29 protein-coding genes are annotated in these 25,526 nt (G+C 62.1%); 23 read left to right on the plus strand and 6 right to left on the minus strand.

The window, feature by feature from the left end; all coding sequences use genetic code 11:
• Positions 1–8 precede the first annotated feature (8 nt).
• From TQ38_RS09970 to TQ38_RS10000, 7 genes are all read left to right on the plus strand, one after another.
• Positions 9–962 carry a YihY/virulence factor BrkB family protein gene (locus tag TQ38_RS09970; protein WP_240197853.1) on the plus strand — a complete coding sequence of 318 codons (954 nt, stop codon included), beginning with the start codon at positions 9–11 and terminating at the stop codon, positions 960–962.
• A 159-nt stretch (positions 963–1,121) separates the two neighbouring features.
• Positions 1,122–1,958, plus strand: coding sequence for a coniferyl-alcohol dehydrogenase (locus TQ38_RS09975; protein WP_043973011.1), 837 nt, complete (start codon positions 1,122–1,124; stop codon positions 1,956–1,958).
• 192 nt (positions 1,959–2,150) lie between these two features.
• Positions 2,151–2,954, plus strand: a complete 804-nt coding sequence (locus tag TQ38_RS09980; RefSeq protein ID WP_043973009.1) for a crotonase/enoyl-CoA hydratase family protein — start codon at positions 2,151–2,153, stop codon at positions 2,952–2,954.
• Positions 2,955–3,011: 57 nt separating this feature from the next.
• The gene (gene ribB / locus TQ38_RS09985) at positions 3,012–4,322 is read left to right on the plus strand and encodes a 3,4-dihydroxy-2-butanone-4-phosphate synthase (protein WP_043973007.1); all 1,311 of its coding nucleotides are present in this window, start codon (positions 3,012–3,014) and stop codon (positions 4,320–4,322) included.
• A 2-nt stretch (positions 4,323–4,324) separates the two neighbouring features.
• Positions 4,325–4,747: a 6,7-dimethyl-8-ribityllumazine synthase gene (gene ribH / locus TQ38_RS09990; RefSeq protein WP_043973004.1), complete on the plus strand. Its 423-nt coding sequence runs from the start codon at positions 4,325–4,327 to the stop codon at positions 4,745–4,747.
• 368 nt (positions 4,748–5,115) lie between these two features.
• Entirely contained in the window at positions 5,116–5,280 is a 165-nt protein-coding gene (locus TQ38_RS09995; RefSeq protein ID WP_240197854.1) for a hypothetical protein, read from the plus strand.
• A 185-nt stretch (positions 5,281–5,465) separates the two neighbouring features.
• A complete protein-coding gene (locus tag TQ38_RS10000; RefSeq protein WP_043972998.1) occupies positions 5,466–6,032 on the plus strand; it encodes a MarR family transcriptional regulator in 567 nt (188 codons plus the stop codon).
• Between the two features lie 122 nt (positions 6,033–6,154).
• Here TQ38_RS10000 and eno read toward each other — a convergent pair whose 3' ends face one another.
• Positions 6,155–7,441 carry a phosphopyruvate hydratase gene (eno, locus tag TQ38_RS10005; protein ID WP_113941909.1) on the minus strand — a complete coding sequence of 429 codons (1,287 nt, stop codon included), beginning with the start codon at positions 7,439–7,441 and terminating at the stop codon, positions 6,155–6,157.
• Positions 7,442–7,619: 178 nt separating this feature from the next.
• On the opposite strand from eno, the gene TQ38_RS10010 reads away from it, so the two are divergent.
• The 5 genes from TQ38_RS10010 to TQ38_RS10030 all read left to right on the plus strand — a co-directional run bounded on the left by TQ38_RS10010 (position 7,620) and on the right by TQ38_RS10030 (position 9,811).
• Positions 7,620–8,132: a hypothetical protein gene (locus TQ38_RS10010; RefSeq protein ID WP_043972993.1), complete on the plus strand. Its 513-nt coding sequence runs from the start codon at positions 7,620–7,622 to the stop codon at positions 8,130–8,132.
• A gap of 29 nt (positions 8,133–8,161) precedes the next feature.
• Positions 8,162–8,560: a phage holin family protein gene (locus tag TQ38_RS10015; RefSeq protein ID WP_043972992.1), complete on the plus strand. Its 399-nt coding sequence runs from the start codon at positions 8,162–8,164 to the stop codon at positions 8,558–8,560.
• A gap of 40 nt (positions 8,561–8,600) precedes the next feature.
• Positions 8,601–8,870: a hypothetical protein gene (locus TQ38_RS10020; RefSeq protein ID WP_240197855.1), complete on the plus strand. Its 270-nt coding sequence runs from the start codon at positions 8,601–8,603 to the stop codon at positions 8,868–8,870.
• Positions 8,871–8,881: 11 nt separating this feature from the next.
• Entirely contained in the window at positions 8,882–9,460 is a 579-nt protein-coding gene (locus TQ38_RS10025) for a hypothetical protein (protein ID WP_043972990.1), read from the plus strand.
• A gap of 129 nt (positions 9,461–9,589) precedes the next feature.
• Positions 9,590–9,811 (plus strand): DUF4170 domain-containing protein, encoded by a 222-nt coding sequence (locus tag TQ38_RS10030; protein ID WP_043972989.1) that lies wholly within the window; start codon positions 9,590–9,592, stop codon positions 9,809–9,811.
• Positions 9,812–9,906: 95 nt separating this feature from the next.
• Here the strand turns inward: TQ38_RS10030 and greA are convergent, their stop codons facing one another.
• From greA to carA, 4 genes are all read right to left on the minus strand, one after another.
• Positions 9,907–10,383, minus strand: coding sequence for a transcription elongation factor GreA (gene greA / locus TQ38_RS10035; RefSeq protein ID WP_043972988.1), 477 nt, complete (start codon positions 10,381–10,383; stop codon positions 9,907–9,909).
• Positions 10,384–10,517: 134 nt separating this feature from the next.
• Positions 10,518–13,841, minus strand: coding sequence for a carbamoyl-phosphate synthase large subunit (gene carB / locus TQ38_RS10040; RefSeq protein ID WP_043972986.1), 3,324 nt, complete (start codon positions 13,839–13,841; stop codon positions 10,518–10,520).
• Positions 13,842–13,890: 49 nt separating this feature from the next.
• Positions 13,891–14,268 (minus strand): hypothetical protein, encoded by a 378-nt coding sequence (locus TQ38_RS10045; RefSeq protein WP_043972984.1) that lies wholly within the window; start codon positions 14,266–14,268, stop codon positions 13,891–13,893.
• A gap of 150 nt (positions 14,269–14,418) precedes the next feature.
• Positions 14,419–15,585, minus strand: coding sequence for a glutamine-hydrolyzing carbamoyl-phosphate synthase small subunit (carA, locus tag TQ38_RS10050; RefSeq protein WP_043972981.1), 1,167 nt, complete (start codon positions 15,583–15,585; stop codon positions 14,419–14,421).
• 175 nt (positions 15,586–15,760) lie between these two features.
• Between carA and TQ38_RS10055 the strand changes: the two genes are divergently transcribed.
• The 3 genes from TQ38_RS10055 to rpoD are packed head-to-tail and all read left to right on the plus strand — an operon-like array spanning position 15,761 to position 20,187.
• Complete coding sequence (locus tag TQ38_RS10055; RefSeq protein WP_043972978.1) at positions 15,761–16,213, plus strand: GatB/YqeY domain-containing protein; 453 nt, start codon at positions 15,761–15,763, stop codon at positions 16,211–16,213.
• A 22-nt stretch (positions 16,214–16,235) separates the two neighbouring features.
• Positions 16,236–18,116, plus strand: a complete 1,881-nt coding sequence (gene dnaG / locus TQ38_RS10060; protein ID WP_043972975.1) for a DNA primase — start codon at positions 16,236–16,238, stop codon at positions 18,114–18,116.
• Between the two features lie 40 nt (positions 18,117–18,156).
• Positions 18,157–20,187 (plus strand): RNA polymerase sigma factor RpoD, encoded by a 2,031-nt coding sequence (gene rpoD, locus TQ38_RS10065; RefSeq protein ID WP_043972973.1) that lies wholly within the window; start codon positions 18,157–18,159, stop codon positions 20,185–20,187.
• A gap of 52 nt (positions 20,188–20,239) precedes the next feature.
• Here rpoD and TQ38_RS10070 read toward each other — a convergent pair whose 3' ends face one another.
• Positions 20,240–20,500, minus strand: coding sequence for a hypothetical protein (locus tag TQ38_RS10070; RefSeq protein ID WP_082057583.1), 261 nt, complete (start codon positions 20,498–20,500; stop codon positions 20,240–20,242).
• A 220-nt stretch (positions 20,501–20,720) separates the two neighbouring features.
• Between TQ38_RS10070 and rpiB the strand changes: the two genes are divergently transcribed.
• The 8 genes from rpiB to TQ38_RS10110 all read left to right on the plus strand — a co-directional run bounded on the left by rpiB (position 20,721) and on the right by TQ38_RS10110 (position 25,521).
• Complete coding sequence (rpiB, locus tag TQ38_RS10075; protein WP_043972970.1) at positions 20,721–21,158, plus strand: ribose 5-phosphate isomerase B; 438 nt, start codon at positions 20,721–20,723, stop codon at positions 21,156–21,158.
• Positions 21,159–21,172: 14 nt separating this feature from the next.
• Complete coding sequence (gene glyA, locus TQ38_RS10080; RefSeq protein WP_043972968.1) at positions 21,173–22,471, plus strand: serine hydroxymethyltransferase; 1,299 nt, start codon at positions 21,173–21,175, stop codon at positions 22,469–22,471.
• Between the two features lie 3 nt (positions 22,472–22,474).
• Positions 22,475–22,702, plus strand: a complete 228-nt coding sequence (locus TQ38_RS10085; protein WP_043972965.1) for a hypothetical protein — start codon at positions 22,475–22,477, stop codon at positions 22,700–22,702.
• Between the two features lie 29 nt (positions 22,703–22,731).
• Positions 22,732–23,208 carry a transcriptional regulator NrdR gene (gene nrdR, locus TQ38_RS10090; RefSeq protein WP_043972963.1) on the plus strand — a complete coding sequence of 159 codons (477 nt, stop codon included), beginning with the start codon at positions 22,732–22,734 and terminating at the stop codon, positions 23,206–23,208.
• Positions 23,192–23,965: an RNA methyltransferase gene (locus TQ38_RS10095; protein ID WP_043972958.1), complete on the plus strand. Its 774-nt coding sequence runs from the start codon at positions 23,192–23,194 to the stop codon at positions 23,963–23,965. Before nrdR ends, TQ38_RS10095 begins: the two co-directional genes overlap by 17 nt.
• Positions 23,966–24,060: 95 nt before the next feature.
• Complete coding sequence (locus TQ38_RS10100) at positions 24,061–24,318, plus strand: hypothetical protein (protein WP_043972957.1); 258 nt, start codon at positions 24,061–24,063, stop codon at positions 24,316–24,318.
• Positions 24,319–24,583: 265 nt separating this feature from the next.
• Complete coding sequence (rpsD, locus tag TQ38_RS10105; protein ID WP_043972953.1) at positions 24,584–25,198, plus strand: 30S ribosomal protein S4; 615 nt, start codon at positions 24,584–24,586, stop codon at positions 25,196–25,198.
• 140 nt (positions 25,199–25,338) lie between these two features.
• Positions 25,339–25,521, plus strand: coding sequence for a hypothetical protein (locus TQ38_RS10110; RefSeq protein ID WP_043972951.1), 183 nt, complete (start codon positions 25,339–25,341; stop codon positions 25,519–25,521).
• The last annotated feature ends 5 nt before the right edge of the window (positions 25,522–25,526 follow it).

Genomic DNA, 25,526 nt, shown 5'->3' on the forward strand with positions numbered 1-25,526 from the left:
TATGGGTCATGGTGGGCTTTCACGAGTTAGGGCTGCTTTCCGCCGGACTGGCGTTCTACACCTTCCTCGCGCTCACTCCGCTGATTGCCGCGACCGTCATGGTTTATGGTCTGGTCGCAGATGTGGGTATGGTGCGCAAGCAGATGGCCAGCATCGTCGAGGTTGTCCCCGCCGATGTTGCCCATCTGCTGGAAGAGCAGTTGTTGCGGATCATCTCAACCAATTCCGGCGTGACCGGCCTTGCGTTGGTGATCGCGCTGTTCTTCGCTGTCTACGGCGGCATGCGGGCAGCCGGCGGGATGATGAGCGCGCTTAACATCATCAACGAGGAGCGCGAAACGCGCGGCTTCTTTGTAAAGACCTTTCGAACCGGCGGCCTGACCCTTGCGGCAGTCCTGCTGGCACTCACCGGCGTACTCTCCGGCGGTGTCTTCGCCTGGCTCCAGATACAGACCAGCGTCTATCTTGGCGGCGTGACGCAATTGCTGTTCAAGATCCTCACCTGGGTCTTCGCCATCGCTCTGGGCAGTTCGGGATTTGCGCTGATAATGCGTTACGGCCCAGACCGCCGCCCCGCCAAGTGGCGTTGGCTGGCGCCGGGTTCGCTGCTGGCGACTTTGCTGTGGCTGGCGGTCTCGTTCGGCTTCTCGCTCTACGTTGCCTATATCTCGGACTACAACGCCACTTACGGCTCGCTTTCGGCCATCGTGGTGTTTCTGATGTGGCTGTTTCTCTCGGCCTATGGCGTTCTGCTGGGCGCATTGCTCAATGCGGAGATCGAGCGTCAGACCTTCTGTGACACCACGACCGGCCCCACTCGCCCGCCAGGCGAGCGCGGCGCAGTGCTGGCTGACGTGGTCGACGATGGCGTACCTTCCGCCGAACAACTGGAAAAGCGCAAGCGCCGCCGGGCCGAGGCCGAACGGCGCAGGGCGGATAGGATGTTCAGCACACAGAAATAAGCCGCTCAAATTCGAACCCCTTCTCCCGCGCCTGCCCGTCATCGTGCCCGCGATGACCCGCCAAGCCGGTTGATGCGAACGCCTCGGAGCGCCTAGCTAACGCGTAACGAAATGGGGGCTGCATCGAACCCGCGCCCGTGCGAGAGGAAGGTCAACAAGATGAATGATGTTCTCGGCTACAGCGGCAAGCGCGTGATCGTCAGCGGCTGCTTCTCGGGCATGGGCGAGGCGACGGCGAAACTGCTGGTCTCGCTTGGCGCCGAAGTCCACGGCTTCGACTTCAAGGAAAGCGCTGTGCCGATGGCGTCGTTCACGAAGATCGACCTGCGCGATCCCGCGACCATCGAAGCTGCGGTTGCGGGCGTCGGCGGCAAGGTGGATGCACTGTTCAACTGCGCTGGCCTGCCCGGGGGTGGCGGTTTCCCGCCGATGGATACGATGAAGGTCAACTTTCTGGGCACCCGCCACCTTACCGAGCAGGTCGTCCCCTTGATCGAACCGGGCGGCGCCATCGTCTCGATCGCCTCTACCGGGGGCCTTGGCTGGAGCCGCCGTATCCCCGTACACATGCAGATCCTGGCGACGCAGGGCTTCCAGGCCGGTCTCGAATGGTGCGAGGCCAACCTTGACCAGGTGGCAGAGGGCTATGCCTTCTCGAAGGAGGCGGTGATCGTCTGGACCCAGTTCATGGGCGCGAAGCTGATCAAGAACGGCATCCGCATCAACTGCTCGCTGCCCTCCCCTACGCAGACGCCGATGATGGCGACCTTCCACGCAACCTCGGGCAAGGAAGTGGTCGACGCCGCCGCCGAACCGCTTGGCCGCTACACCACCGCAGAAGAGCAGGCCGGCCCGCTGGTGCTGATCAATTCCGACCTCGCAGGCGTCGTCAACGGCGTAGTCCTGCCAGTCGACGGCGGCTTCATGGGCGGCCTCGCTACGGGGCAGGTCGACATCACCAAGATGATGTCCGCAGCGAGGAAGCAGGACGCCTGAAACACCGGCCTCAAACGCGCGCGGGCACTGCAAGGCGGCCACCGCTCGCGGATGGGCCAGGATTATGAATGCGCTCAGGGCGTGAAGCAGAATTATCGCGGCGCGCGCCATGCACGAAAATGAATTGTGTAGCCTGCCTGACACGCTATCGCCTTGCGATCCGGCGTGAACGACAGGGCAAAAGGCGAAGCGATGGACGAGGCGGTACTCTACGAAATCGAAGATGACGGCATCGTCCTGCTTACCCTCAACCGGCCTGCCTTGCGCAATCCCATCTCCGACCCGCAGGTGATCGAAGCCCTGCTCGCGAGCCTTGCCCGCCTCGAAGCCGATCCTGCGGCACGCGTCGCAATCCTGACCGGGGCCGGCAAGGGGTTTTCCTCCGGCGGGGACATCAACCAGATGAAACCGGGCGGCAATCTCAACTCCGGCTCTCCGGCCGTGACGCGCCTGAACTACAAGCGTGGCATCCAGCGCCTGCCGCTCGCCTTCGCGGCGCTTGAAGTGCCCGTAATCGCGGCGGTCAACGGTGCCGCCATGGGCGCGGGCTGCGACCTCACCTGCATGTGCGACCTGCGCATCGCAGGCGAGAGCGCGAAGTTTGCAGAAAGCTTCGTCAAGCTTGGCCTTATCGCGGGCGATGGCGGCTCCTGGCTGCTGCCGCGCGTCATCGGCTGGTCCAAGGCGGCTGAGATGGCGCTGACCGGCGATCCGATCGACGCCGCCGAGGCGCTCGCCTGCGGCCTCGTCAGCCGCGTGGTCCCCGACGGCGAACTTCTGGATGCAGCCCGCGTCCTGGCTCGCCGAATCGCCGCCAATCCGTCCCATGCAGTGCGCATGACCAAGCGCCTGCTATGGGAAGGCCGCCGCGGCGACCTCGCCTCGTTGCTGGAGATGGCCTCTGCGATGCAGGCCGCCGCTCACGCCACAGCAGATCATGAGGAAGCCGTCACCGCTTTTCTCGAAAAACGGCCGCCGCAATTCAAGGGCTCTTGATTTCAATGTGAGCCAATCTTATCCATTGCACATCATAATGTGTGAACGGACATTAAAATGGCTACCGATGTGATCGACAAGGTGCGCAGGCTCATTTCCGATGGCGGCATGAGCAAGGCCGGGCTTGCCCGCGCCGCTGGCCTCCACGCAAACACCCTGCGCGACTGTACCGAAGCAGACTGGAACCCCACAGCCGATACCCTCGGGAAGCTGGAGCGCGTCCTGTTCGCCAATGACGAGCGCGAAGTCCTGGTGCCCATCGAAGAGATTATCGACGAAGCGCGCAACGGGCGCATGTTCATTCTCGTCGATGATGAGGATCGCGAGAACGAGGGCGACCTCGTAATTCCCGCCCAGATGGCGACCCCTGCCGCCGTCAACTTCATGGCGACGCACGGCCGCGGCCTGATCTGCCTGACGCTCACCACCCAGCGCGCCGATGAACTCGGACTGGACCTCATGAGCCGCAACAACGGCACCCGCCACGAAACCGCGTTCACCGTCTCGATCGAAGCGCGCGAGGGGGTAACCACCGGCATCTCGGCCGGTGACCGCGCCCGCACCGTCTCCGTCGCCATCGACGGCACCAAGACCCGCGACGATATCGTCACGCCCGGCCATGTCTTCCCCCTGCGCGCCCGCGACGGCGGCGTCCTTGTACGCGCCGGGCACACCGAAGCTGCCGTGGACATCTCGCGCCTTGCCGGCCTCAATCCCTCCGGCGTGATCTGCGAGATCATGCGCGATGATGGCACGATGGCCCGCATGGACGACCTGATCAGCTTTGCACGCATGCACGACCTCAAGATCGGCACGATCCGCGACCTCATCGCCTATCGTCGCCGTCATGACCGCATGATCGAGAAGCGCAACGAAATCACCTTCCATTCACGCAATGGCGGCGACTGGATTGCACGCTCGTACTTCAACCGCGCGACCGGCGATGAGACCGTGGCACTGGTGAAGGGGCGCATCGACCCCAACCAGCCCACGCTGGTTCGCATGCATACGCTTTCCCTCTTCGCCGACATTTTCGGCGAAGACACCGGCGACCGCTCCGAACTGCTCCAGCGCTCGATGAACATGATCGCCGAGGAAGGAACCGGCGTTATCGTCGTCATCAATCGGCCGATGAACAAGCTGATGTCCAAGGTAATGGACATCAAGCAGGAGTTCCGCGCCGGCGGCACCCCGGATCTTGAAGAACTGCGCGATTATGGCGTCGGCGCGCAGATCCTGGCGGAGCTTGGCATCCACGACATGGTCCTGTTGACGAACACGCACCATTCCCTTGTCGCGCTGGAAGGCTATGGGCTGAATATCGTCGGCGAACGTCCCATCGTCGACACTATCGAAGGATCGAACTGACCATGGCCCGTTTCCTCATCGTCGAAGCCCGCTTCTACGACCACCTCAACGACATGCTGATCGCCGGCGCAAAGGCTGCGCTCAAGGCTGCCGGGCACAAGGCAGATGTCATCACGGTCCCCGGCGCGCTGGAAATCCCGGCAGCCATTTCACTCGCCGACGCTACCGGCGATTATGACGGCTACGTCGCCATCGGCGTTGTCATCCGCGGCGAGACTTACCACTTCGAAATCGTTGCGGGCGAAAGCGCGCGCGGTATTATGGCCCTGACCATGGACGGCATTGCCATCGGCAACGGCATCCTCACCGTCGAGAACGAAGATCAAGCCATTGTGCGCGCCGACTCCGCGCAGAAGGACAAGGGCGGCGAAGCTGCGCGCGCAGCAGTCGCACTTTACGATCTGAAGGAGCGCTTTGGCGCCTGACACCCCGGCTCCAAAAAGGCCGGCACTCGCAATCGTCGGGTGCCGGCCTTTTTATGTCTAATACACTAAGTATCTATACTTAGTTTTTTCAAATTTCCTGCACAAAACTCACAGTGGTTCATCTTTTAGCAAGTCAGTAATGCTAATTCGCTGCTGACAAGATGTTCACATCTAGGACATTGCCAAATTCGCGGTTTTCAATCCTCCGCATTGGTGTAGTCCCAATGCAGTTGTCTCCAATTTTGATCTGAAATGGAGATATCTCTAAAGATAATCTACGCCATCCAAAATGGCGGGGTCGCTAACCAAGGCTCGGGGGTTCCGGGCCCAGGTATGGGGTATCCCCTTACCCGTTGGAGAACACTTGGGTGAACAAGGACGAAACTGCGAAGTCGCTACTGGCGGAGCTTGAAGCACGCCTGGTCGACATGGAAGCACTGGGAGCGCTGGTGGCAGCCGCTCATCTCGAAACGGCGATCGTATCGCTATGCCGGGAGTTCAACCTACCACGCGAAGCATCCAATACGGATTAGGCTAGGCAAGACGCCCGTGCGGATGACTGCTTATGGTTCTATCCGTGGTGAACGAAACAGACTTGCGAAACCATCCGGACTGTTACCCCGGATAAACGCGGCTTTTCTCGCCACATTGGAAATAATCGCCGCGCGGATCATTTTATTTTCGAAGTCGCGCGGCCTGCGACTGGTGACCCTATTCGATGGAGAACACGGACCAGTTGATGCGCAACCGCGCTAAAGCAATCCGGTTGATCGGCATAGCCAACGAACTTCTAGCAATGGCACGCGAACTGGAGATCGGCGAAAGCTCCTCTGCTATTCCCGAGTCCCTGTCTGCAGGAGGAGATGCGCGCGAAGGCGCTAAGGCCGCTGCCAGCCAGGACCACCCGATCTGGGTTGAACTGGCCCGGCAGGCTTATGAGGACAGACGCCGACGCACCAAGATCTTTCGGTCGGAGGAACTTTTCGGCGAACCCGCCTGGGATATCCTGCTGGACTTGTTCATCGCCGCCAAGGAACGCCGCCGTGTCTCGGTTACCAGTTCATGCATCGGATCGGCAGTTCCGTCGACGACGGCACTACGCTGGATCGCAATCCTTGAGAAACAGGGGCTGTTGGTGCGCGAAGCAGACCTTGGCGATGCGCGGCGGGTCTACGTCAAACTGAGCGCGCGGGGCTACGCCGCCATGCTCGAATACTTCACCTCCGCATCGCGGTCGGTCGTGCGATTGGACGATTCCATCAAGGATATTCAACCCGCGCGCTGACGCCGGCAGGCCGGAAAAATCCTTTTACCCCATGAGAGGATGGCAGGTCGGAAGGCGGCGCGGGGGTTGCGGGTGTCCAGTGCCTCAAAGCGCCGGACACCCGCGTCATCCTTATGATGCGATCAGGCGCCGAGGCGGCCGAAGGCGCCAAGGCCGGCATAACGCGCGGCCTTGCCCAGTTCTTCCTCGATGCGGATGAGCTGGTTGTACTTGGCAAGCCGGTCCGAACGGGCCAGCGAGCCGGTCTTGATCTGGCCGCAATTGGTGGCGACCGCGAGATCGGCGATCGTCGCGTCCTCGGTCTCGCCCGAGCGGTGCGACATGACGGCGGTGTAGCCAGCGCGGTTGGCGATAGAGACTGCTTCCAGCGTCTCAGTCAGCGTGCCGATCTGGTTGACCTTGACCAGCAGCGAGTTGGCAAGGCCCATCTCGATGCCCATGGTCAGGCGCTTGGGGTTGGTGACGAACAGATCGTCGCCGACCAGCTGAACCTTGCTGCCCACCTTGTCGGTCAGGGCCTTCCAACCTTCGAAATCATCTTCGCTCATGCCATCCTCGATCGAGATGATCGGATAGGCATCGCACAGGTCGGCAAGGTAATCGGCGAAAGCGACGGGAGACAGGCTGAGGCCTTCACCGCTGATCTCGTATTTGCCGTTCTTGAAGAACTCGGTCGAAGCACAGTCCAGCGCGAGCATGATGTCGGTGCCCGGCTTGAACCCGGCCTTCTCGACCGAAGCCATGATGAAGTCGAGCGCATCGCGCGTGCTGGCAAGGTTCGGTGCGAAACCGCCCTCATCACCGACGGCCGTTGCCAGGCCCTTCTCGTGCAGGCCCTTCTTGAGGGTGTGGAAGATTTCCGCGCCCCAGCGTGCCGCTTCGGCCAGCGAACCGGCGCCTACCGGCATGACCATGAATTCCTGGAAGTCGATCGGGTTGTCGGCATGTTCGCCGCCGTTGATGATGTTCATCATCGGCACCGGCAGGACATGAGCCGAAACGCCGCCGACGTAGGAATAAAGCGGCAGACCGCGCGCATTGGCGGCGGCCTTGGCGGCAGCGAGGCTGACGCCAAGGATGGCGTTGGCGCCCAGGCGTGCCTTGTTAGGGGTGCCGTCCAGTTCGATCATCGCGAGATCGAGGTCGCGCTGGTCTTCGGCGTCGGAGCCGACGAGAAGTTCGGCGATCTCGTCGTTGACGGCGTCGATTGCCTTCAGAACGCCCTTGCCGAGGTAACGGCTCATGTCGCCGTCACGCAGTTCTACGGCTTCATGCGCGCCGGTAGATGCGCCCGACGGTACAGCGGCACGGCCAAAGCTGCCGTCTTCCAGCAAAACGTCCACTTCGACGGTGGGGTTGCCACGGCTGTCCAGGATTTCACGGGCATGGATGTCGATGATCGCGGTCATTTTGGCGGTTCTCCTCCTGCGGGCGCGCAGCCCGCGCCACTGGCGGCGGTCTTAGCAGGGGAACTTCGTGTGGCAAGTTGCGTTGCAGCAATAACGGGCAAGTTGTGTTACTCTGTCCGCATATGGCTTATAAGGGATCAAATCCCGCGCCCAGGGCAGAACAAGGAAGGATACCATCATGGTCGACCCCACAGTCACCGCCGGAAACGGCACCGAAAGCGCCAAGAATCACTTCACCAAGGCTGTTGAACAAGCCAAGGCCGGTGCGCAGGCACTCGCTGGAGAGTGCAAGGAAAAATTCAGCCAGACCAAGGACGAATGGGCCAGCGAAGCCAAGGTCAAGTCCGAGGAAGCCAAGGAAAAGGCCGGCACTTTCGCCGCCGATGCCAAGGTGAAGGCTGCTGAATACGCGGTCGAAGGCAAGGCCAAGACCAGCCAGGCAATCGTTGGCCTGTCCAAGGTGATCGATGACAATTCCGCCCTGATCGACGAAAAGGTTGGCGCGAAGTACGGCGATTATGCCCGCTCCGCGTCAAAGTCGATGCAGGAGGCCGCCTCCAAGCTGGACGAGAAGTCGCTGGAAGACATTGGTGAGGATGCGCGTGAATTCGTGCGCAAGAGCCCGGGTCTGGCGATCGGCATCGCTGCAGCCACCGGCTTCGTGCTCGCCCGCCTGTTCCGGGGCAAGTGAGGGCAATCGCCCCGCGCCCGAACACGCAAATGCAGGAAACCGATACGAACCTCGCGCCGGACACCGCAAGGGTCACGGCCGAGGGGTACACAGATCCATCGCTCGCCCAGGACCTGCGCCAACTTGCTGACGAGGCAAAGACGTTGGCGCAGGCGGAATTCGCGTTTCAGAAAACACGCGCGGCCTTCGTAGGCACGGAAACGCGCAACATCGCGCTGTTGCTTGTCGTGGCGGCGGTGGTCGTTTTCTTCGCTGCGATGGCCTTTGTCGTAGGCACGGTAATCGCGCTCGGCCCCTTGATCGGGCGCTGGGGTGCGATGTTGCTTATTACAGTGGTGCTAGCGGCTTTTGCTGCGTTTTGCGCATGGAATGCCAAGGTTCGGCTGCGGCGCATGATGACGGTTATCGGCGGAAAAGACGAAACCTGATGAGGTATTGGGGGCAATGAGCAGACTGGCAGCACAAGTAATGGCCGACCGCGCAGCGCGAGACGCGGCGCGTGCGCGGTTCGACGGCCATTATCAGGTCTTCAAGGCCGACATTGACGAGCGCGGCATTGGCGGCCGACTGGCCGATGAGGCCATGGAACAGGCCAAGCTGATGTTCGACGAGGCCGTCTCCATGGTTGAAGAGCATCCAGGTGCGGTCGGCGGAACCTTGGCCGCCCTGATGCTTTGGTTAGTACGAAATCCTCTCATGGCCTGGGTCAAGGATACCTTCGACCTCGGCTCTCAATAAGGAGCCTCACGGTGACCAAGACCGATCCCTCCAAGACAGAAGCATCCAAGAGCACGAACGTCGTCACCCTGCCCGCCAAAGCGGTCGAGCAGCGCCCGTCTGAAAAAGTCATCGCCTTCGTGAAACGCCACCCGGTCATCACGGTTGCGGGCGGCGTGGCAGTGGGCATCGCGGTCAGTGCATTGCTTCCGCGCCGGGCTACGCGTCTGGTTCCGCGCCGTGCGAGCCGCAAGCTTCTTGAAAAAGCGGTCAATCTTGCCGAAGTGGCGAGCGCAGCGGGCCTAGTGCTCGGCAAACAAGCGGGCGAAAAGGCGCATGACGTCGGAGTGGGCGCACGCAAGCAGGCATACGTCTTTGCCGACAAGGCTGAGAAGGCAAGTGGCATCGCCGTGCTCAACCTCGAAAAGTACGGCCTTGCCGCCGTTGCTGCTGCCAGTGCGCTTGGCCGCGCCACCGCCAAGCGAGCGAGTAAGCTGGGCGATGTCGCCGCAGACGCCGCGCACCGCCTTGGTGACACAGCAGCGGAACGTTCGGCCAAGGTCGTCGATATGGCCGAAGACCTCAAAGCGCGCGCAAAATCGCGTCATTAAGCGCCATAATCGATACTGATTTGCAGCATCGCATAAAGTCTGTGCCGCGAGGGCGATGAACCCTTGCGGCACAACCTGTCTAAAATTATAGGGGCCGCTCCTCCCCAAACAGGAAAGCGGCCCTCTCCCATGCAGAAGCTTCACCTCGTCATGGGCGGCCGGGTCAAGGACCCGCGCAGCCTCGAATTCGTCGACCTCAAGGAACTGGACCTCGTCGGAGTCTATCCCGACTTTGCGTCTGCCCAGGAAGCTTGGAAGTCCAGCGCGCAGCGCACGGTGGACGATGCGGAAATGAAGTACGTCATCGTACATCTGCACCGCCTGCTCCAGCCCGATATCATCGAAGGCTGAGATACGGCTCTGACGCTGACAACGAATGGCGACAGACAACAAAAAAGGCCGGCAGCGAAGCCGGCCTTTTTTGTTGTCTCATCAAAAGATCGAATTCAGATGAACTCGATCTTCTGCACGAGGTAGCACTTGTCGCCCGCAGGAACGGTCACTTCGACCTCTTCCTCAGCCTTGCGACCGATCAGGGCCTTGCCCAGCGGCGAGGCGTAACTGATGCGGCCGACGCGGGCATCTGCTTCGTAAGGGCCGACGATCTGGTACTTCACCGGCTTGTCGTCGTCGTCGAGCAAGGTCACTGTGGCGCCGAAGATGATCTTGTCACTCGTCAGGGTCGCCGGATCGACGATCAGCGAGCGTGTGACCTTGTCTTCCAGATCGGCGACCATCGCCTCGACCTGGCCCTGGCGTTCCTTGGCCGCATGATATTCGGCGTTTTCGGAAAGGTCGCCGTGGGCGCGCGCTTCCTCGATTGCGTCGACGATCAACGGACGCTCTTCACGCAGCGCCTTGAGTTCTGCGGTCAGCCTTGCATAGCCTTCCGCGAGCATCGGCAGCTTTTCGATACTTGCCATTCTAACGTAATTCCTTTTGCTGCCTCTCCACGCTCGACCGACCTTTCAGAAGAATAGTCTCCTGTCCCGCCCCACGGCATATGCCGTTTTGGGTCAGGGCCGATCTGCTGCGATGTGGGGAGGCAAGATCGATTTTAGCTATAGTAGTCTTGCAACGAACGCACTTCAAGTTGGCTGCCACGAATCGTCGCAATCGCTTCACTTGCGGCCACACTGGCGGCGGCGGTGGTGAAGATCGATACCTTGCCGGTCAACGCCGAAGCGCGGATCGAGGTCGAGTCCTTGAGGCTCTGCCACCCTTCGGTGGTATTGAAGATCAGGGCGATATCGCCATCAACGATCTTGTCGACGATGTGAGGGCGGCCTTCGGCAACCTTGTTCACCACTTCAACCGGCAGACCGGCCTCGGCGAGATACTTCTGCGTGCCCGAGGTGGCGATCACGCGGAAACCCTGTTCCACCAGCGTGCGGATGGCTGGCAGGATCACCGGCTTGTCGCTGTCTTTGACCGAGACGAACACGGTACCTTCGGTCGGCAGGCGCATGCCTGCGCCGAGCTGCGCCTTGGCGAAGGCGGTCGGGAAATCGGCATCGATTCCCATGACTTCGCCAGTGGACTTCATCTCGGGGCTGAGCACCGGGTCGACGCCGGGGAAGCGCGCGAAGGGGAACACCGCTTCCTTGACCGCCATATATGGCAGGTCGCGCTTGAACGGCGGGAAGGTGTCGAGCATCTCGCCGGCCATGACGCGGCTGGCGATCTTGGCGACTGGCTGGCCCAGCGCCTTGGCGACGAAAGGCACGGTGCGCGAGGCGCGCGGGTTCACCTCGATGAGGTAGACCTCGCCGTCCTTCACCGCGAACTGAATGTTCATCAGGCCGCGAACGCTGAGGCCGAATGCCAAGGCTTCGGCCTGGCGCTCCATTTCCACGATGATCTCGGGCGGCAGGCTGTAAGGCGGAAGGGTGCAGGCGCTGTCGCCCGAGTGGATGCCGGCCTCCTCGATGTGCTGCATGACGCCGGCCACGACGACGCGCTCGCCGTCGCACAGGGCGTCAACGTCGCACTCGATCGCGTCGCGCAGGTACTGGTCGATCAGCACCGGCGAGTCGCCGGAAACCTGGACTGCGGTGGTGATGTAGTCATCGAGCTGCTGCTCGCTGTCGACGATCTCCATCGCGCGGCCGCCCAGCACGTAGCTGGGGCGCATCAGCACCGGGTAACCGATGCGGTTGGCCACGGCGACGGCCTCGTCACGGCTGCGGGCGATGCCGTTGGCGGGCTGCTTGAGGCCCAGCTTGTCGACCATCGCCGAGAAACGCTCACGGTCCTCGGAAAGGTCGATCGCGTCGGGCGAAGTGCCGAGGATCGGGATACCTTCGTCTTCCAGCGCCTGTGCCAGCTTGAGCGGGGTCTGGCCGCCGAACTGGACGATTACACCGACGAGTTCGCCGTTCTGCTGCTCGACGCGCAGGATTTCCAGCACGTCTTCTGCAGTCAGCGGCTCGAAGTAGAGGCGGTCCGAGGTGTCGTAATCGGTCGAGACGGTCTCGGGGTTGCAGTTGATCATGATCGTCTCATAGCCGGCTTCGGACAGGGCGAAGCAGGCGTGAACGCAGCAATAATCGAACTCGATGCCCTGACCGATGCGGTTGGGACCACCGCCGAGGATCACGATCTTGCGGCGATCGGACGGCATGGCCTCATCCTCGGGCGCACCGAAGATCGGGGCCTCGTAAGTCGAGTACATGTAAGGCGTCACCGCCTCGAATTCGGCGGCGCAGCTGTCGATCCGCTTGAAGACGGGGACAACGCCCAGCTTGCGGCGCAGCTGGCGCACTTCCTTCTCGCTGGTGGCACCGGCCATGGCGCGCAGGGCATCATGCAGCAGGCCAGAACGCTTCGCCTGGGTTTCGCCCAGCCCCCCGGCCACGCCCACCGAACGCACTGCCAGCGTGGCGAGGCGCTTGTCCGAGAAGCCCATGGCTTTGAGGCGGCGCATGCCATCCGCATCGATCGGCAGGCCATCCTGAAGGATTTTCGTCTCTTCGGCGATGATCTCTTCGATGTGGCGCAAGAACCACCGATCGTAGTGAGTGATCGCGTGGATTTCCTCGACGGTGAAGCCTTCGCGGAAGGCCTGCGCCGCGTTGAGAATCCGCTCCGGCGTCGCCTTGGAAAGCGCGGCGGTGATGACGTCGCGCCCTGCTCCTTCGAGCGCGGGGACGCGATTGAAGCCGTCGAGCCCGGTTTCCAGACCGCGCAGCGCCTTCTGCATCGATTCCTTGAAGTTGCGGCCGATCGCCATGACTTCGCCGACCGACTTCATCGCCGTGGTCAGGTCGTTCTTGGCGCCCTTGAATTTTTCGAAGGCGAAGCGCGGGATCTTGGTGACCACATAGTCGATGGTGGGCTCGAAGGCCGCCGGAGTGGCCCCGGTGATTTCGTTAGTGATCTCATCCAGCGTGTAGCCGACCGCCAGCTTCGCGGCGACGCGCGCAATCGGGAAGCCGGTCGCCTTGGAAGCCAGCGCCGACGAACGCGATACGCGCGGGTTCATCTCGATGACGATCAGGCGGCCGTCCACCGGGTTCACCGCGAACTGGACGTTCGAACCGCCGGTCTCGACGCCGATCTCGCGCAGCACCTCGATCGAGGCAGTGCGCATGATCTGGTATTCCTTGTCGGTCAGCGTCAGCGCCGGGGCGACGGTGATCGAATCGCCCGTATGAACGCCCATCGGGTCGACGTTCTCGATCGAGCAGATGATGATGCAGTTGTCGTGGCGATCGCGCACGACTTCCATTTCATACTCTTTCCACCCGAGTAGCGATTCCTCGATGAGGACCTCGGTGGTGGGCGAAGCGTCGAGGCCGGAGCGCACGATCGTCTCGAATTCTGCCTTGTTGTAGGCGATACCGCCGCCGGTGCCGCCCATCGTAAAGCTGGGACGGATGATCGACGGCAGGCCCGTGCTCTCAAGAACCTTGAACGCCTCGTCCAGCGTATGAGCAACGCCCGAACGCGCGGAATTGAGGCCGATCTTGTCCATCGCCTGGCGGAAACGCTGGCGATCCTCGGCCTTGTCGATGGCATCGGCATCAGCGCCGATCATCTGGACGCCGTACTTTTCCAAAGTGCCGTCGTTAAACAGCGCCAGCGCGCAGTTGAGCGCGGTCTGGCCGCCCATCGTCGGAAGCAGCGCATCGGGGCGCTCCTTCTCGATGATGCGGGCGACTATCTCGGGCGAGATAGGCTCGACATAAGTCGCATCGGCCATGTCCGGATCGGTCATGATCGTGGCAGGATTGGAATTCACCAGGATGACCCTGTAGCCCTCCTCCTTGAGCGCCTTGATAGCCTGCGTTCCCGAATAGTCGAATTCGCAGGCCTGGCCGATGATGATCGGGCCGGCGCCGATGACTAGGATCGAGGAGATGTCGGTACGCTTGGGCATGGGCTGTCCTGGTGTATCCTGTGTGTCGTATATAGGTCGGTGTGGTGGCCTAGGCCACCAGCTCGCCGAACGCCTTGTCCCAGTACGCTGGTCCTTCGGCCTTGGCTTTCACAATTATCGCGTTCGCCTTCTGCTCCTCGCGGATCACTTCCCGGAAGCGGTCCGCCTGGAACTGGTGCATCGAGCCGCCGTATTCACCCTCGTTGGTGGACCAGGCGCCCTTCTCGATCATCAGATCGATGAAGGTCTTGCCAGCTTCCTTCGAGTGCTTGCGCACCTTGGGGCCGAACTTGCGCACGGCCACGGCGATCTTGTCGTCGAAGATGAGCTGAAGCTCGCCGTAAGGGTAGAAGCGCGGCGCCACCGAAAGATCGGCAGCTGGGCCGGCGATGTAGTAAGCGAGGATGTGGTCGATGAGGTCGGTCATTTCAGGCACCTTGCCTTGCAGTTGTCAGGTGACGAACTGCATAGGCAATGTGCGATGCGGGGTCGAAAGGTCGCTGGACCGCGGCGGCAATGATCGCCGATGCGGCAAACGGCGCGGGCGCCGCTGCGAAAGCCTGACCCCTGACTGCCATCAACCCAGCATCCCCACGAACTTGTCGAACAGGTAGAAGCTGTCCTGCGGGCCCGGGCTCGCTTCGGGGTGGTACTGCACGCCGAAAGCCCTCTTGCCCTTGATCGAGATGCCGCAGTTGGAACCGTCGAACAGCGAGACGTGAGTCTCCTCGACACCTTCCGGCAGGCTGGTGTTGTCGACCGCGAAACCGTGGTTCATCGAGGTAATCTCGACGACGCCGTCGGCATGGCGCTTGACTGGGTGGTTGGCGCCGCGGTGGCCCTGGTGCATCTTGCTGGTGGTTGCGCCGGCGGCAAGGCCGAGCATCTGATGGCCCAGGCAAATGCCGAAGACGGGAATGTCACGCTCGATCAGGGACTGGATGACCGGGACCGCATACTTGCCGGTAGCAGCTGGATCGCCCGGGCCGTTCGACAGGAACACGCCGGCAGGCTCCAGTGCGAGGATCTGGTCCAGCGTCGTTTCGGCCGGAACCACAGTTACGCGGGCACCCGCCTTCACGAGGTTACGGAAGATGTTGTCCTTGGCGCCGAAGTCCATGGCGACGACGTGGGGACGCGCGTCGCCCTCACCTGCCCCATAACCGGCACCCAGCGTCCAGATCGAACCTTCCCAGCCCTCCTGGATTTCGCGGCTGACGATCTTGGCGAGGTCCATGCCCTCAAGGCCAGGCCATTCCTGCGCACGTTTCATAAGCGCGGGGATGTCGAAGTTGCCTTCGGGATCATGGGCGATCACGGCGTTGGGCGCACCGGCCATGCGGATACGGCGGGTCAGTGCACGGGTGTCGACGCCCGAGAGGCCGACCTTGCCCTTGCTTGCCAGCCAAGGGCCGAATTCGGCATCCGCCCGGAAACTGGAGGAAAGCGTCACGTCCTCGCGAACCACACAGCCCACAGCGCCATCGACTTTCGACTCAAGGTCTTCGTCGTTCACGCCGACGTTGCCGATATGCGGGAAAGTGAAGGTTACGATCTGGCCCGCATAGGACGGGTCAGTCATTACTTCCTGGTAGCCGGTCATGGCGGTGTTGAAGCACACTTCACCAACAGACTCACCGACATGGCCGAAGCCACGGCCCCAGACTACGTGCCCGTCACTGAGGACAAGCACGCCGGTCGCCCCTTCAGGTTTGGGCGCAAGCGAAGATGCGGCGTCGGCCATGATGGGTCGCTCCGTTGCAGGCGTTTTCAGACGTTGTTTGCTAAGGACCCGCCGCTAGAGATGGTTGTGCACTGCGTCAAGGCGCGGACGTGCAAAATCACCTGCGGCCTGCTAGTTTCAAAGTCGCTTCTGCTCCAACGAGCGATCCCATTCTTGTCAGGACACCGGAAAAACAATGCTTCGTGATTCGATCAAGGCCGCGCAGATCTCCGCCATGAAAGCCGGGGAAAAGCAGCGGCTGGCCGCCATTCGCCTGATCCTTGCCAAGGTCAAGGACCGCGACATCGAACTACGTACCGCGGAAACCACGCCGGACGACGACGCGCTGGTGATCGACGTTCTTCAGAAGATGGTGAAGCAGCGCCGCGAATCGATCCAGCTGTTCGAACAGGGCGGCCGTCCCGAGAAAGCCGCCGAGGAACAGGCCGAACTGGAAGTGATCGAAGGCTTCCTCCCCGCGCAGCTTTCCGAGGAAGAAACCAAGGCCGTGATCGAGGCGATCAAGGCCGAAGTCGGTGCCACGGGCATGAAGGACATGGGCAAAATCATCGCACAGCTCAAGGCCCGCCACGGCAGCGAACTCGACATGGGCAAGGCGAGCGGCTGGGTGAAGGCGGCGCTGGCCTGACGCAAAGAAGGCAGCAGGCCCCGTGCTTACACCCCAATGGCTCGACCAGCTTCGGTCCCGCGTAGCCCTTTCCGCACTCGTCGGACGCTCTGTCCGGCTGCAGAAGGCGGGGCGCGAGCACAAGGCCTGCTGCCCATTCCATAACGAGAACTCGCCCAGCTTCTACGTCAACGACGAGAAGGGCTTCTACCACTGCTTCGGCTGCGGGGCGCACGGCGACGCCATCCGCTGGATGACCGACCATCAGGGCATGGCTTTCATGGACGCGGTCAAGGATTTGGCCGCCGAAGCCGGGATGGACGTGCCCGAACCGGACCCGCGCGCTGCAAAAGCCGCGGAAAAGCGCGATTCTCTCCATGACGTGATGGCCGCCGCGCAGGAGTGGTTCAAGGCCAGCCTCGCGTCGCCGGAAGGAAACTCCGCGCTCAGGTATCTGGATACGCGCGGGTTCGATGCGCACACTATCCAGCGCTTCGGCTTCGGCTTCGCGCCCGAAGGCCGTCAGGCGCTGAAAGGGGCCCTCAGCCGCTTCCCGGAGGAGATGCTGATCGAGGCGGGTCTGCGCATTACCGTCGAGGAGCGCGATCCCTACGACCGTTTTCGCGGCCGCTTGATGCTGCCGATCGAGGATGCGCGCGGCCGCGTCATCGCGTTCGGCGGGCGTATTCTCGCCAAGGCAAAGACCGACGCTCCCAAGTACCTAAACTCGCCCGACACGCCGCTGTTCGACAAGGGCCGCACCCTCTACAACCTGCACCGCGCCGCTCCCGCCGCGCGCCAGTCAGGCCGGATGGTGGTGGTCGAAGGGTACATGGACGTCGTGGCGATGGCGGCCGCCGGGATCGCCGAGTGCGTGGCTCCGCTGGGCACCGCGCTGACCGAGCAGCAGATCGAAATGCTATGGCGCCATGTCGAGATGCCGATCCTGTGCTTCGACGGCGACAAGGCCGGCCAGCGCGCCGCGATGCGCGCGATTACCCGCGCCCTGCCGCTGCTGCGCCCGGCCCATAGCCTGCGCATCGTTCGCCTGCCCGAAGGCCTCGATCCCGATGACCTCATCAAGGCCAAGGGCGCCCGCGCCATGGAAGCGCTGCTCAGCGAACCCAAGAGCCTGATCGAAGTGCTGTGGGAGGCGGAGCGTGACGCCGTCCCCCTCAACACACCCGAGGACAAGGCGGGTCTCAAGGCGCGGCTGATGGCGCATGTCGAGGCGATCCAGGACCCCGACATCGCCAGCCTGTATCGCCGCGAGATCCAGGACCGCTACTCCGCGTTCGCCTTCCCCAAGCGCGAGAGCAAGTGGCAGCCGGGCGGAAGCGCGCAAGGTGGCTTCCAGCGCGGTTCGAGCCAGAAGGGCGGCAAGTGGAACGGCCGCCCTGCCCCCGCCCCGTCCTCACCCGAATCGATCAGCCGCCTCAACCGGCGCCACGAACAGGGCGGCACCCGCGACGGCCTTTCGGCGGCGGTTATCGCGGGGCTGATCCGCTGGCCCGAGATTCTCGTGCGCCACGCCGAAGCGCTGGCGAGAACCCCTGGCCTCGACCCGCGTTTCGAATTGCTGATCGATTGCTGCGGCGGAGACCAAGCGCTTGAAAGCGCGCAACTTGAAACCATATTACGGCAAAGCGGATCAGAACCTCCCGCAGTTGCCGACTATTACGGATTTCGCTTCGGTTTCCTTGGAAATGGCGAAAATCCGGAAAAATCGGCGGAGGAACTGACCCAGGCCATTCAGCTTTTGATCGAACGACCGGTTCTTGACGCAGCGCTCCAGGCGGCAACCGCCCGGCATGAACGAGAATTCACCGACGAAACTTTTGCGGAGCAACAACGGCTACGCGAGAGAAAGCTGGAATTTGACAGTCGCCTAAGGCACATGGCGACAAGACATGCGTCTTCGTGAATTATAATTATACGAAGGCACACGGGACAACGGCGGAAGAATGAGCAAGAACGACACCACTGGCGACAACAGCGACGGTCTTGATGCACCGCTGATCGATCTCAACGAGGGATCAATCAAGAAGCTGATCGCGCGCGCCAAGCGCCGTGGCGTCATCACTGTCGATGAATTGAACGAGGCCCTTCCGCAGGACCAGATGACCACCGACCAGATCGAGGACATCATGTCCGCGATTTCGGAAATGGGGGTTAACATCGTCGAAAGCGACGAAGATGCCGACGCCCAGGCCGACGAAGACCGTGACCGTGACGCCGAAGAAGCCGAAGCCGACGGCGAAGAAGTGTCCCAGCGTCTTGTCGTCGACAACAAGAAAAAAGAAACCATCGAGCGTACCGACGATCCGGTGCGGATGTACCTGCGCGAGATGGGCGCAGTGGAACTGCTCAGCCGCGAGGGCGAAATCGCTATCGCCAAGCGGATCGAAGCTGGCCGCGACATGATGATTTTGGGCCTTTGCGAAAGCCCGATCACCTTCCACGCCATCATCCAGTGGTCCGAAGCGCTCAACGCCGGTGAAATGCAGCTGCGCGAGATCCTCGATCTCGACGCGATGCTGACCAAGGAGCCGGCTCCTGAAAGCCTGAACGAGGACGGTGAAAGCACGGACGACGGCGAGATCAGCGAAAAGACCGCTGGCCCTTCCTTCAAGGAAGAGGACGACGTCGAGGAGGAATCCGCCGACGAGGTAGACGAGGACGGCAACCCGATCCCCAAGCGCGAAGTCGAGGAAGAGGAGGAGGACAACACCCTCTCCCTTGCCCAGATGGAAGCTGCCCTCAAGCCTGAAGCGCTTGAGAAGTTTTTACTCATTACCGAGCTGTTCCGCACGTTCGAGCGTCTCCAGTCCGAGCGTCTCGATGCGTTGGCGCTGGGCATCGACTTTCCCGGCGCCAAGGAAGAGCAGTACCAGCAACTGCGCGAAGAACTCACCGCGCAGGTGGAATCGGTCAAGTTCCACGCGACCAAGATCGAATACCTCGTCGACAACCTCTACGCCTTCAACCGCCGCCTCACCACGCTGGGCGGGCAGATGCTCCGTCTCGCAGAGCGTCACAAGGTGAAGCGCGCAGACTTTCTCGACACCTACGTCGGCCGCGAACTGGACGACACCTGGCTTGAGGAAATGGCGAAAAAGGACAAGAAGTGGGCCGCTTTCGCCGCGTCTGAAGCAGACCCGGTCGAGCGTATCCGCCTTGAGGTTTCGGACATTGCCGCTGCTACCGGCATGGCCCTGCCTGAGTTTCGCCGCATCGTGAACATGGTCCAGAAAGCGGAGCGCGAAGCGCGCATCGCCAAGAAGGAAATGGTCGAGGCGAACCTGCGCCTGGTGATCTCGATCGCCAAGAAGTATACGAACCGCGGCCTGCAGTTCCTGGATCTCATCCAGGAGGGCAACATCGGTCTGATGAAGGCCGTCGACAAGTTCGAGTACCGCCGCGGCTATAAGTTCTCGACTTATGCGACTTGGTGGATCAGGCAAGCGATCACCCGATCAATCGCCGATCAGGCCCGCACCATCCGCATCCCGGTCCACATGATCGAGACGATCAACAAGCTGGTCCGCACAAGCCGCCAGTTCCTCCACGAGCAGGGCCGAGAGCCCACGCCTGAAGAAATGGCCGAGCGTCTGTCGATGCCGCTCGAAAAGGTCCGCAAGGTGATGAAGATCGCCAAGGAGCCGATCTCCCTTGAAACGCCGATCGGCGACGAGGAGGATTCGCACCTCGGAGACTTCATCGAGGACAAGAACGCGATCATCCCGGTCGACGCCGCGATTCAGGCCAACCTCAAGGAAACGGTAACCCGCGTCCTTGCCAGCCTCACCCCGCGCGAGGAACGCGTGCTGCGCATGCGCTTCGGCATCGGTATGAATACCGACCACACCCTGGAGGAAGTCGGCCAGCAGTTCTCGGTGACTCGCGAACGTATCCGCCAGATCGAGGCCAAGGCTCTGAGGAAACTCAAGCACCCGAGCCGCTCGCGCAAGATGCGTTCGTTCCTGGACCAGTAAAAGAAAAGCCCCGCTTCTGCGGGGCTTTTTGTCGGCGTGGCCAATTTGAAAATTAGCGACCGCCGCGCCTGCACTCGCCTTGCCCGATCACGTTGTATCCCTTTGCCCGGGCCATGCAGGCGTTGCCGAAGGTTTCCTGCTTGCGGCCTCTAACCGCGCATACCGGCGCATATTCACGCGTACAGATGGCGGGCTTTTCGGGACGGGGAGGCCGCGGCCGATGCGGGCGATCCGGGCCCGGCATCGTTTCCAGACAACCGGCAAGAACGAGTACGGTGGCAAGGCTAAACGCGCGCACGAGATAAGGCTTCATGGCTACTCCCTTCAGTCCGGTCCATGCCGAGGGGCGCACCGTGCGCCTGCAAAGCCTTCGTTGCAAGGCACTGCAAACTGTTAAGCGGTCCCTGCGAAAGGATAGAACCTGCGACGAGCAGCCGCGCGAAGCCAAGGATTGCCTACAAGACTCGCCATGCGACGATCTCGCGACTAAGGGAGCCGCAACCGAATCCCTCGCGAGAAGGAAGCTGCTCTCCATGCGCATTGCGATCGCATCCGACCACGCCGCCGTCGACCTCAAAGCCTGCCTGCGCGAATACCTCATCGAAGCCGGCCACGAAGTCGCCGATCTCGGCCCCGAGACGGCCGACCGCGTCGACTACCCCGACTATGGCTACAAGCTAGCATCGGTCGTTGCCGACGGCACGGTGCAGTTCGGCGTCGCCCTGTGCGGCTCGGGCATCGGCATCTCGATCGCGGTCAACCGTGACCCGGCCTGCCGCTGCGCTTTGGTAGGCGAGCCGCTTTCGGCTGCCCTCGCCCGCGAGCATAACGACGCCAACGTCATCGCCTTGGGCGCACGCCTGACCGGCGAAGACATGGCCAAAGCCTGCCTTGACGCTTTCTTCTCCACCGAGTTCGGCGGCGGCCGCCATGCAGGCCGCGTCGAGAAGCTCTCCAATCCATCCTTCTGAAGGAGCCTAGAACCATGACCGTAGAAACCGCCATCCGTTCACCCGGCTTCTTCAGCGACACCCTCGCGCAGAGCGACCCCGCCATTGCCAAGGCGATCGGCAGCGAACTCAAGCGCGAGCGCAAGCAGATCGAACTGATCGCTTCGGAAAACATCGTCTCCAAGGCCGTGCTCGAAGCGCAGGGTTCTGTCCTGACCAACAAGTACGCCGAGGGCTATCCCGGCAAGCGCTACTACCAGGGCTGCGAGCCTTCGGATGAGGTCGAAACCCTCGCCATCGAGCGCGCGAAGCAACTGTTCGACTGCGGCTTCGCCAACGTCCAGCCCCACTCGGGCGCGCAGGCCAATGGCGCCGTTCTCCTCGCGACCGTGAAGCCCGGCGACACCGTCATGGGCATGAGCCTCGACGCCGGCGGCCACCTCACGCACGGCGCCCGCGCCGCGCTTTCGGGTAAGTGGTTCAACGCCGTGCAGTACGGCGTGACCAAGGACACCCATCTGATCGACTACGATCAGGTTGAAGCGCTCGCCCGCGAACACAACCCCAAGCTCATCATCGCCGGTGGCTCCGCCTATCCGCGCATCATCGATTTCAAGCGCATGCGCGAAATCGCCGATGCCGTGGGCGCAATCTTCCAAGTCGACATGGCGCACTTCGCAGGCCTGGTTGCGGCCGGTGAGCACCCCTCGCCCTTCCCCCATGCGCACATCGCCACCACCACCACGCACAAGACGCTGCGCGGTCCGCGCGGCGGCATGATCCTCACCAATGACGAGGCGCTGGCCAAGAAGATCAACTCCGCAGTCTTCCCCGGCCTTCAGGGCGGCCCGCTGATGCATGTCGTCGCCGCCAAGGCAGTGGCCTTCGGTGAAGCGCTGCGTCCGGAATTCAAGGATTACTCCAAGCGTGTCATCGAGAACGCCCAAGTCCTCGCCGCCACCCTAAAGGCACGCGGTGCGGCGATCGTCTCGGGCGGCACCGACACGCACCTGGCGCTGATCGACCTCTCGCCGCTGGGCGTGACCGGCAAGGACGCCGACGAGGCGCTGGAGCGTGCAGGCATCACCTGCAACAAGAACGGCATCCCGTTCGACCCGCTGCCGCCGATGAAGACCAGCGGCATCCGGGTAGGTTCGCCCGCCGGCACTACCCGCGGTTTCGGCCCGGAAGAGTTCCGCCAGATCGGCGAGATGGTCGCCGACGTCCTCGACGGACTTGCCAAAAATGGCGAACAGGGTGACGCTCAGGTGGAGCAGAACGTTCGCGAGCGCGTTGAAGCGCTGTGTGACCGTTTCCCCATCTACGAGGACTGATTTATGACCGATCCCCAGCGCCCCAACAACACTGGCGATTTCGTGACTGACGCGCGCCAGGAACTCGCCGGAATGCTCAGCGATGGCCTCAGCCATCCTTCGACCAAGCCGGTACTGGTATGGGGCGCTGTGGGCGCGGTCGCGGGCGCGTTTCTTCCGTTCGTTTCGATCGGCCTCGGGCTGGCGGCAGGTGCGGGTTACAAGTTCTACAAGCGTGTCCGACCGGAATGATGGCCTCGCATTTGAAAGTACCTGACTGAATGCGCTGTCCTTTTTGCGCCCACGACGATTCCCAGGTCAAGGACAGCCGCCCGACCGAGGACGCCACTGCGATCCGCCGCCGTCGTCAGTGTTCCAGCTGCGGCGCGCGCTTCACCACATTTGAGCGGGTGCAGCTACGCGAGATCGTGGTGGTCAAGAGCAACGATTCGGCTGGCGAACCGCGCCGCGAACCGTTCGACCGCGCCAAGATCGAACAGTCCGTTACCCTCGCCTGCCGCAAGCGCGCGATCGAGCGGGAGAAGATCGACCGGCTCGTCTCGGGCGTTCAGCGCCAGGTCGAGACTTCGGGCGAGACTGAGGTGCCTTCACGCGTGATCGGCGAACTGGTCATGGAAGGCCTGCGTCAGCTCGACTCAGTAGCCTATATCCGCTTCGCCAGCGTTTACCGCGCCTTCAACGAGGCGAAGGATTTCGAAGAATTTGCAGGAACGGTGCGCGATGTCGGCGTCAATTGAAGTGGTTGCTGAAGTGAAGAAGCCGGTTATCGTGCTGGTTCGCCCGCAGCTTGGCGAAAACATCGGCAAGGCCGCGCGCGCGATGCTCAACTTCGGGCTGAGCGAATTGCGCCTCGTCACCCCGCGCGATGGCTGGCCCAACCCCTCTGCCGGCCCCGCCGCAGCGGGCGCGGACGAAGTTCTGGAACATGCGCAGGTGTTCGAATCGCTGGCCGATGCCGTGTCCGACTGCACCAATGTCTACGCCACCACAGTGCGCAAGCGCGGCGTCACCAAGCCCGTCGTGACCCCCGAGCAGGCCGCCCGCGAAGTTCACACCGCGCAGGGCCGCTCCGCCTATGTCTTCGGCCCTGAACGTTCAGGACTGGAGACGGAGGACGTGGCGCTGGCCCGTGCGATCCTGACGGTGCCGATCAACCCGCAGTTCGCCTCGCTCAACCTCGCGCAGGCGGTGATCCTGTGCAGTTACGAGTGGTCGAAGGGGGTCCCTACCGGCGTGGAGGGCGGCCTTGCCCAGCCTACCGTGGAAGAGCTGCTCCCCCCTGCCCCGCAGCAGGAACTGGAAGGGATGATTGGCCAGTTTGAGACGCTATTGGGTCCGACCAAGTATTTCTACCCCGAGAGCCGCGCCAACGCTACTCGGCTCACCTTGCGCAACATGCTGACCAAGCCGGGCTGGAACAGCCTCGAAGTGCGCACGATGCGGGGCGTCCTCAGTGCTCTGGGCGGCAATCGCAAACCGCGTCCGATCGAATAGGCTGCGATCAGGCACCATCCGACGGGTATTTGGCTTGGCAGCTTCTCCTCATGCACATACTATTGGGCGACCGTTTATTTCGGGAGTCCGCTGCCATGATACGTGCGTTGTTATTTGTTGCCCTCGCCGCGCCCATTGTCGCAATTGCGGGGCCAGTCGCGGCTGAGGAAAAGGTCGACAACGCCGTGGCACCCGCCGCAGAAAAGAAAGTATGCCGCAAGATCGGCGAAACGGGCTCGCGTATGGCCAAGCGCTTTTGCCTTACGCCAACCCAATGGCAGCAGGTCGACGCCAACAACAACCAAAGCGCAAGCACGATCCTGAACCGCAACGCCGATCAGGTTCAGCACTGACTTTCAGGCCCTAAACCTCAGCCGTGAACCACGAAATCGGCCGATAACCGCCCTGCGCGCGATCTTGTGCGTTGACTCTCCGGCCCAACCCGCTAAGGGCCACCCCTTCACATGGCACCTGCGCTCGCAGGCCTGTCCATTCGGCCCCGCACCCCGGTGAAGCGGCGGCCGCATCCAGTGCAAATATGGCTGGATGGTGCACCCCGGGAAACTACGGATCGCGTAGCCACAGTGGCAGCGCGGCAGCAGAACGGAAAGTAAGACTATGTCGAAGCGTAACGCCTCGAAGTACAAGCTCGATCGCCGCATGGGCGAGAACATCTGGGGCCGTCCCAAGAGCTCGGTCAACCGCCGCAGCTACGGTCCCGGCCAGCACGGCCAGCGCCGCAAGAGCAAGGTTTCGGACTACGGTCTCCAGCTCCGCGCCAAGCAGAAGCTCAAGGGCTACTACGGCGACGTGACCGAGAAGCAGTTCAAGCGCACCTACCAGGAAGCGTCGTCCATGAAGGGCGATACCAGCCAGAACCTGATCGGCCTGCTCGAGCAGCGCCTGGACATGGTCGTGTACCGCGCCAAGTTCGCGCCGACCATCTTCTCGGCCCGCCAGGTCGTTTCGCACGGTCACATCCGCGTGAACGGCGTGAAGTGCAACATCGCATCGCGCCGCATCCGCGTTGGTGACATCATCAGCCTGGGCACGAAGGCCAAGGAAATGGCGCTGATCATCGAAGCCCAGAACCTGCCTGAGCGCGAAGTCCCCGACTATGTCGCCCAGGACGGCACCGACAAGGTCACCTTCGTTCGCGTTCCGACGCTCGACGAAGTGCCTTACCCGGTGAAGATGGAACCGAATCTGGTCGTCGAGTTCTACTCGCGCTGATCGGCTTTCTTCGGAAAACGAAATACGAAAGGGCGGTCCTACGGGGCCGCCCTTTTTGCATCCAGTCCGGACATAAAAATCATACGATTCGCGTAACTTGTAAGGGAACTGCCGCAGCTTTACGGCATTGAGCAATTACCATGACACGCTACCGTTTCGTCACCCCGCACCGCACCGGAAAATGGTATGCGGACCTCAAAACCGCGCAGCGCCATGCCTGCGAGATCGGCGCTGGTTTTCTGGATGAAATGACCGGCCGCTTCGTTGCCTATGTGGAGACGATGCTGGAAGTCGCCACGGAAGATCGAGCGGAGGCAGCCTGAACAAT

The sequence above is a fragment of the Novosphingobium sp. P6W genome, from assembly GCF_000876675.2.
GTDB lineage: Bacteria > Pseudomonadota > Alphaproteobacteria > Sphingomonadales > Sphingomonadaceae > Novosphingobium.

Coding starts and splice junctions, on each gene's coding strand:
- rpsD (WP_043972953.1), top strand. CDS start 24,584: ATGTCGAAGCGTAACGCCTCGAAGTACAAGCTCGATCGCCGCATGGGC.
- TQ38_RS09980 (WP_043973009.1), top strand. CDS start 2,151: ATGGACGAGGCGGTACTCTACGAAATCGAAGATGACGGCATCGTCCTG.
- ribH (WP_043973004.1), top strand. CDS start 4,325: ATGGCCCGTTTCCTCATCGTCGAAGCCCGCTTCTACGACCACCTCAAC.
- TQ38_RS10015 (WP_043972992.1), top strand. CDS start 8,162: ATGCAGGAAACCGATACGAACCTCGCGCCGGACACCGCAAGGGTCACG.
- eno (WP_113941909.1), bottom strand. CDS start 7,441: ATGACCGCGATCATCGACATCCATGCCCGTGAAATCCTGGACAGCCGT.
- carB (WP_043972986.1), bottom strand. CDS start 13,841: ATGCCCAAGCGTACCGACATCTCCTCGATCCTAGTCATCGGCGCCGGC.
- TQ38_RS10000 (WP_043972998.1), top strand. CDS start 5,466: ATGGAGAACACGGACCAGTTGATGCGCAACCGCGCTAAAGCAATCCGG.
- TQ38_RS10070 (WP_082057583.1), bottom strand. CDS start 20,500: ATGAAGCCTTATCTCGTGCGCGCGTTTAGCCTTGCCACCGTACTCGTT.
- TQ38_RS10030 (WP_043972989.1), top strand. CDS start 9,590: ATGCAGAAGCTTCACCTCGTCATGGGCGGCCGGGTCAAGGACCCGCGC.
- greA (WP_043972988.1), bottom strand. CDS start 10,383: ATGGCAAGTATCGAAAAGCTGCCGATGCTCGCGGAAGGCTATGCAAGG.
- TQ38_RS10055 (WP_043972978.1), top strand. CDS start 15,761: ATGCTTCGTGATTCGATCAAGGCCGCGCAGATCTCCGCCATGAAAGCC.
- TQ38_RS10020 (WP_240197855.1), top strand. CDS start 8,601: ATGGCCGACCGCGCAGCGCGAGACGCGGCGCGTGCGCGGTTCGACGGC.
- TQ38_RS10010 (WP_043972993.1), top strand. CDS start 7,620: ATGGTCGACCCCACAGTCACCGCCGGAAACGGCACCGAAAGCGCCAAG.
- ribB (WP_043973007.1), top strand. CDS start 3,012: ATGGCTACCGATGTGATCGACAAGGTGCGCAGGCTCATTTCCGATGGC.
- TQ38_RS09975 (WP_043973011.1), top strand. CDS start 1,122: ATGAATGATGTTCTCGGCTACAGCGGCAAGCGCGTGATCGTCAGCGGC.
- TQ38_RS10110 (WP_043972951.1), top strand. CDS start 25,339: ATGACACGCTACCGTTTCGTCACCCCGCACCGCACCGGAAAATGGTAT.
- rpiB (WP_043972970.1), top strand. CDS start 20,721: ATGCGCATTGCGATCGCATCCGACCACGCCGCCGTCGACCTCAAAGCC.
- TQ38_RS09970 (WP_240197853.1), top strand. CDS start 9: ATGGTGGGCTTTCACGAGTTAGGGCTGCTTTCCGCCGGACTGGCGTTC.
- glyA (WP_043972968.1), top strand. CDS start 21,173: ATGACCGTAGAAACCGCCATCCGTTCACCCGGCTTCTTCAGCGACACC.
- TQ38_RS10085 (WP_043972965.1), top strand. CDS start 22,475: ATGACCGATCCCCAGCGCCCCAACAACACTGGCGATTTCGTGACTGAC.
- nrdR (WP_043972963.1), top strand. CDS start 22,732: ATGCGCTGTCCTTTTTGCGCCCACGACGATTCCCAGGTCAAGGACAGC.
- TQ38_RS10095 (WP_043972958.1), top strand. CDS start 23,192: ATGTCGGCGTCAATTGAAGTGGTTGCTGAAGTGAAGAAGCCGGTTATC.
- TQ38_RS10100 (WP_043972957.1), top strand. CDS start 24,061: ATGATACGTGCGTTGTTATTTGTTGCCCTCGCCGCGCCCATTGTCGCA.
- carA (WP_043972981.1), bottom strand. CDS start 15,585: ATGGCCGACGCCGCATCTTCGCTTGCGCCCAAACCTGAAGGGGCGACC.
- TQ38_RS10045 (WP_043972984.1), bottom strand. CDS start 14,268: ATGACCGACCTCATCGACCACATCCTCGCTTACTACATCGCCGGCCCA.
- rpoD (WP_043972973.1), top strand. CDS start 18,157: ATGAGCAAGAACGACACCACTGGCGACAACAGCGACGGTCTTGATGCA.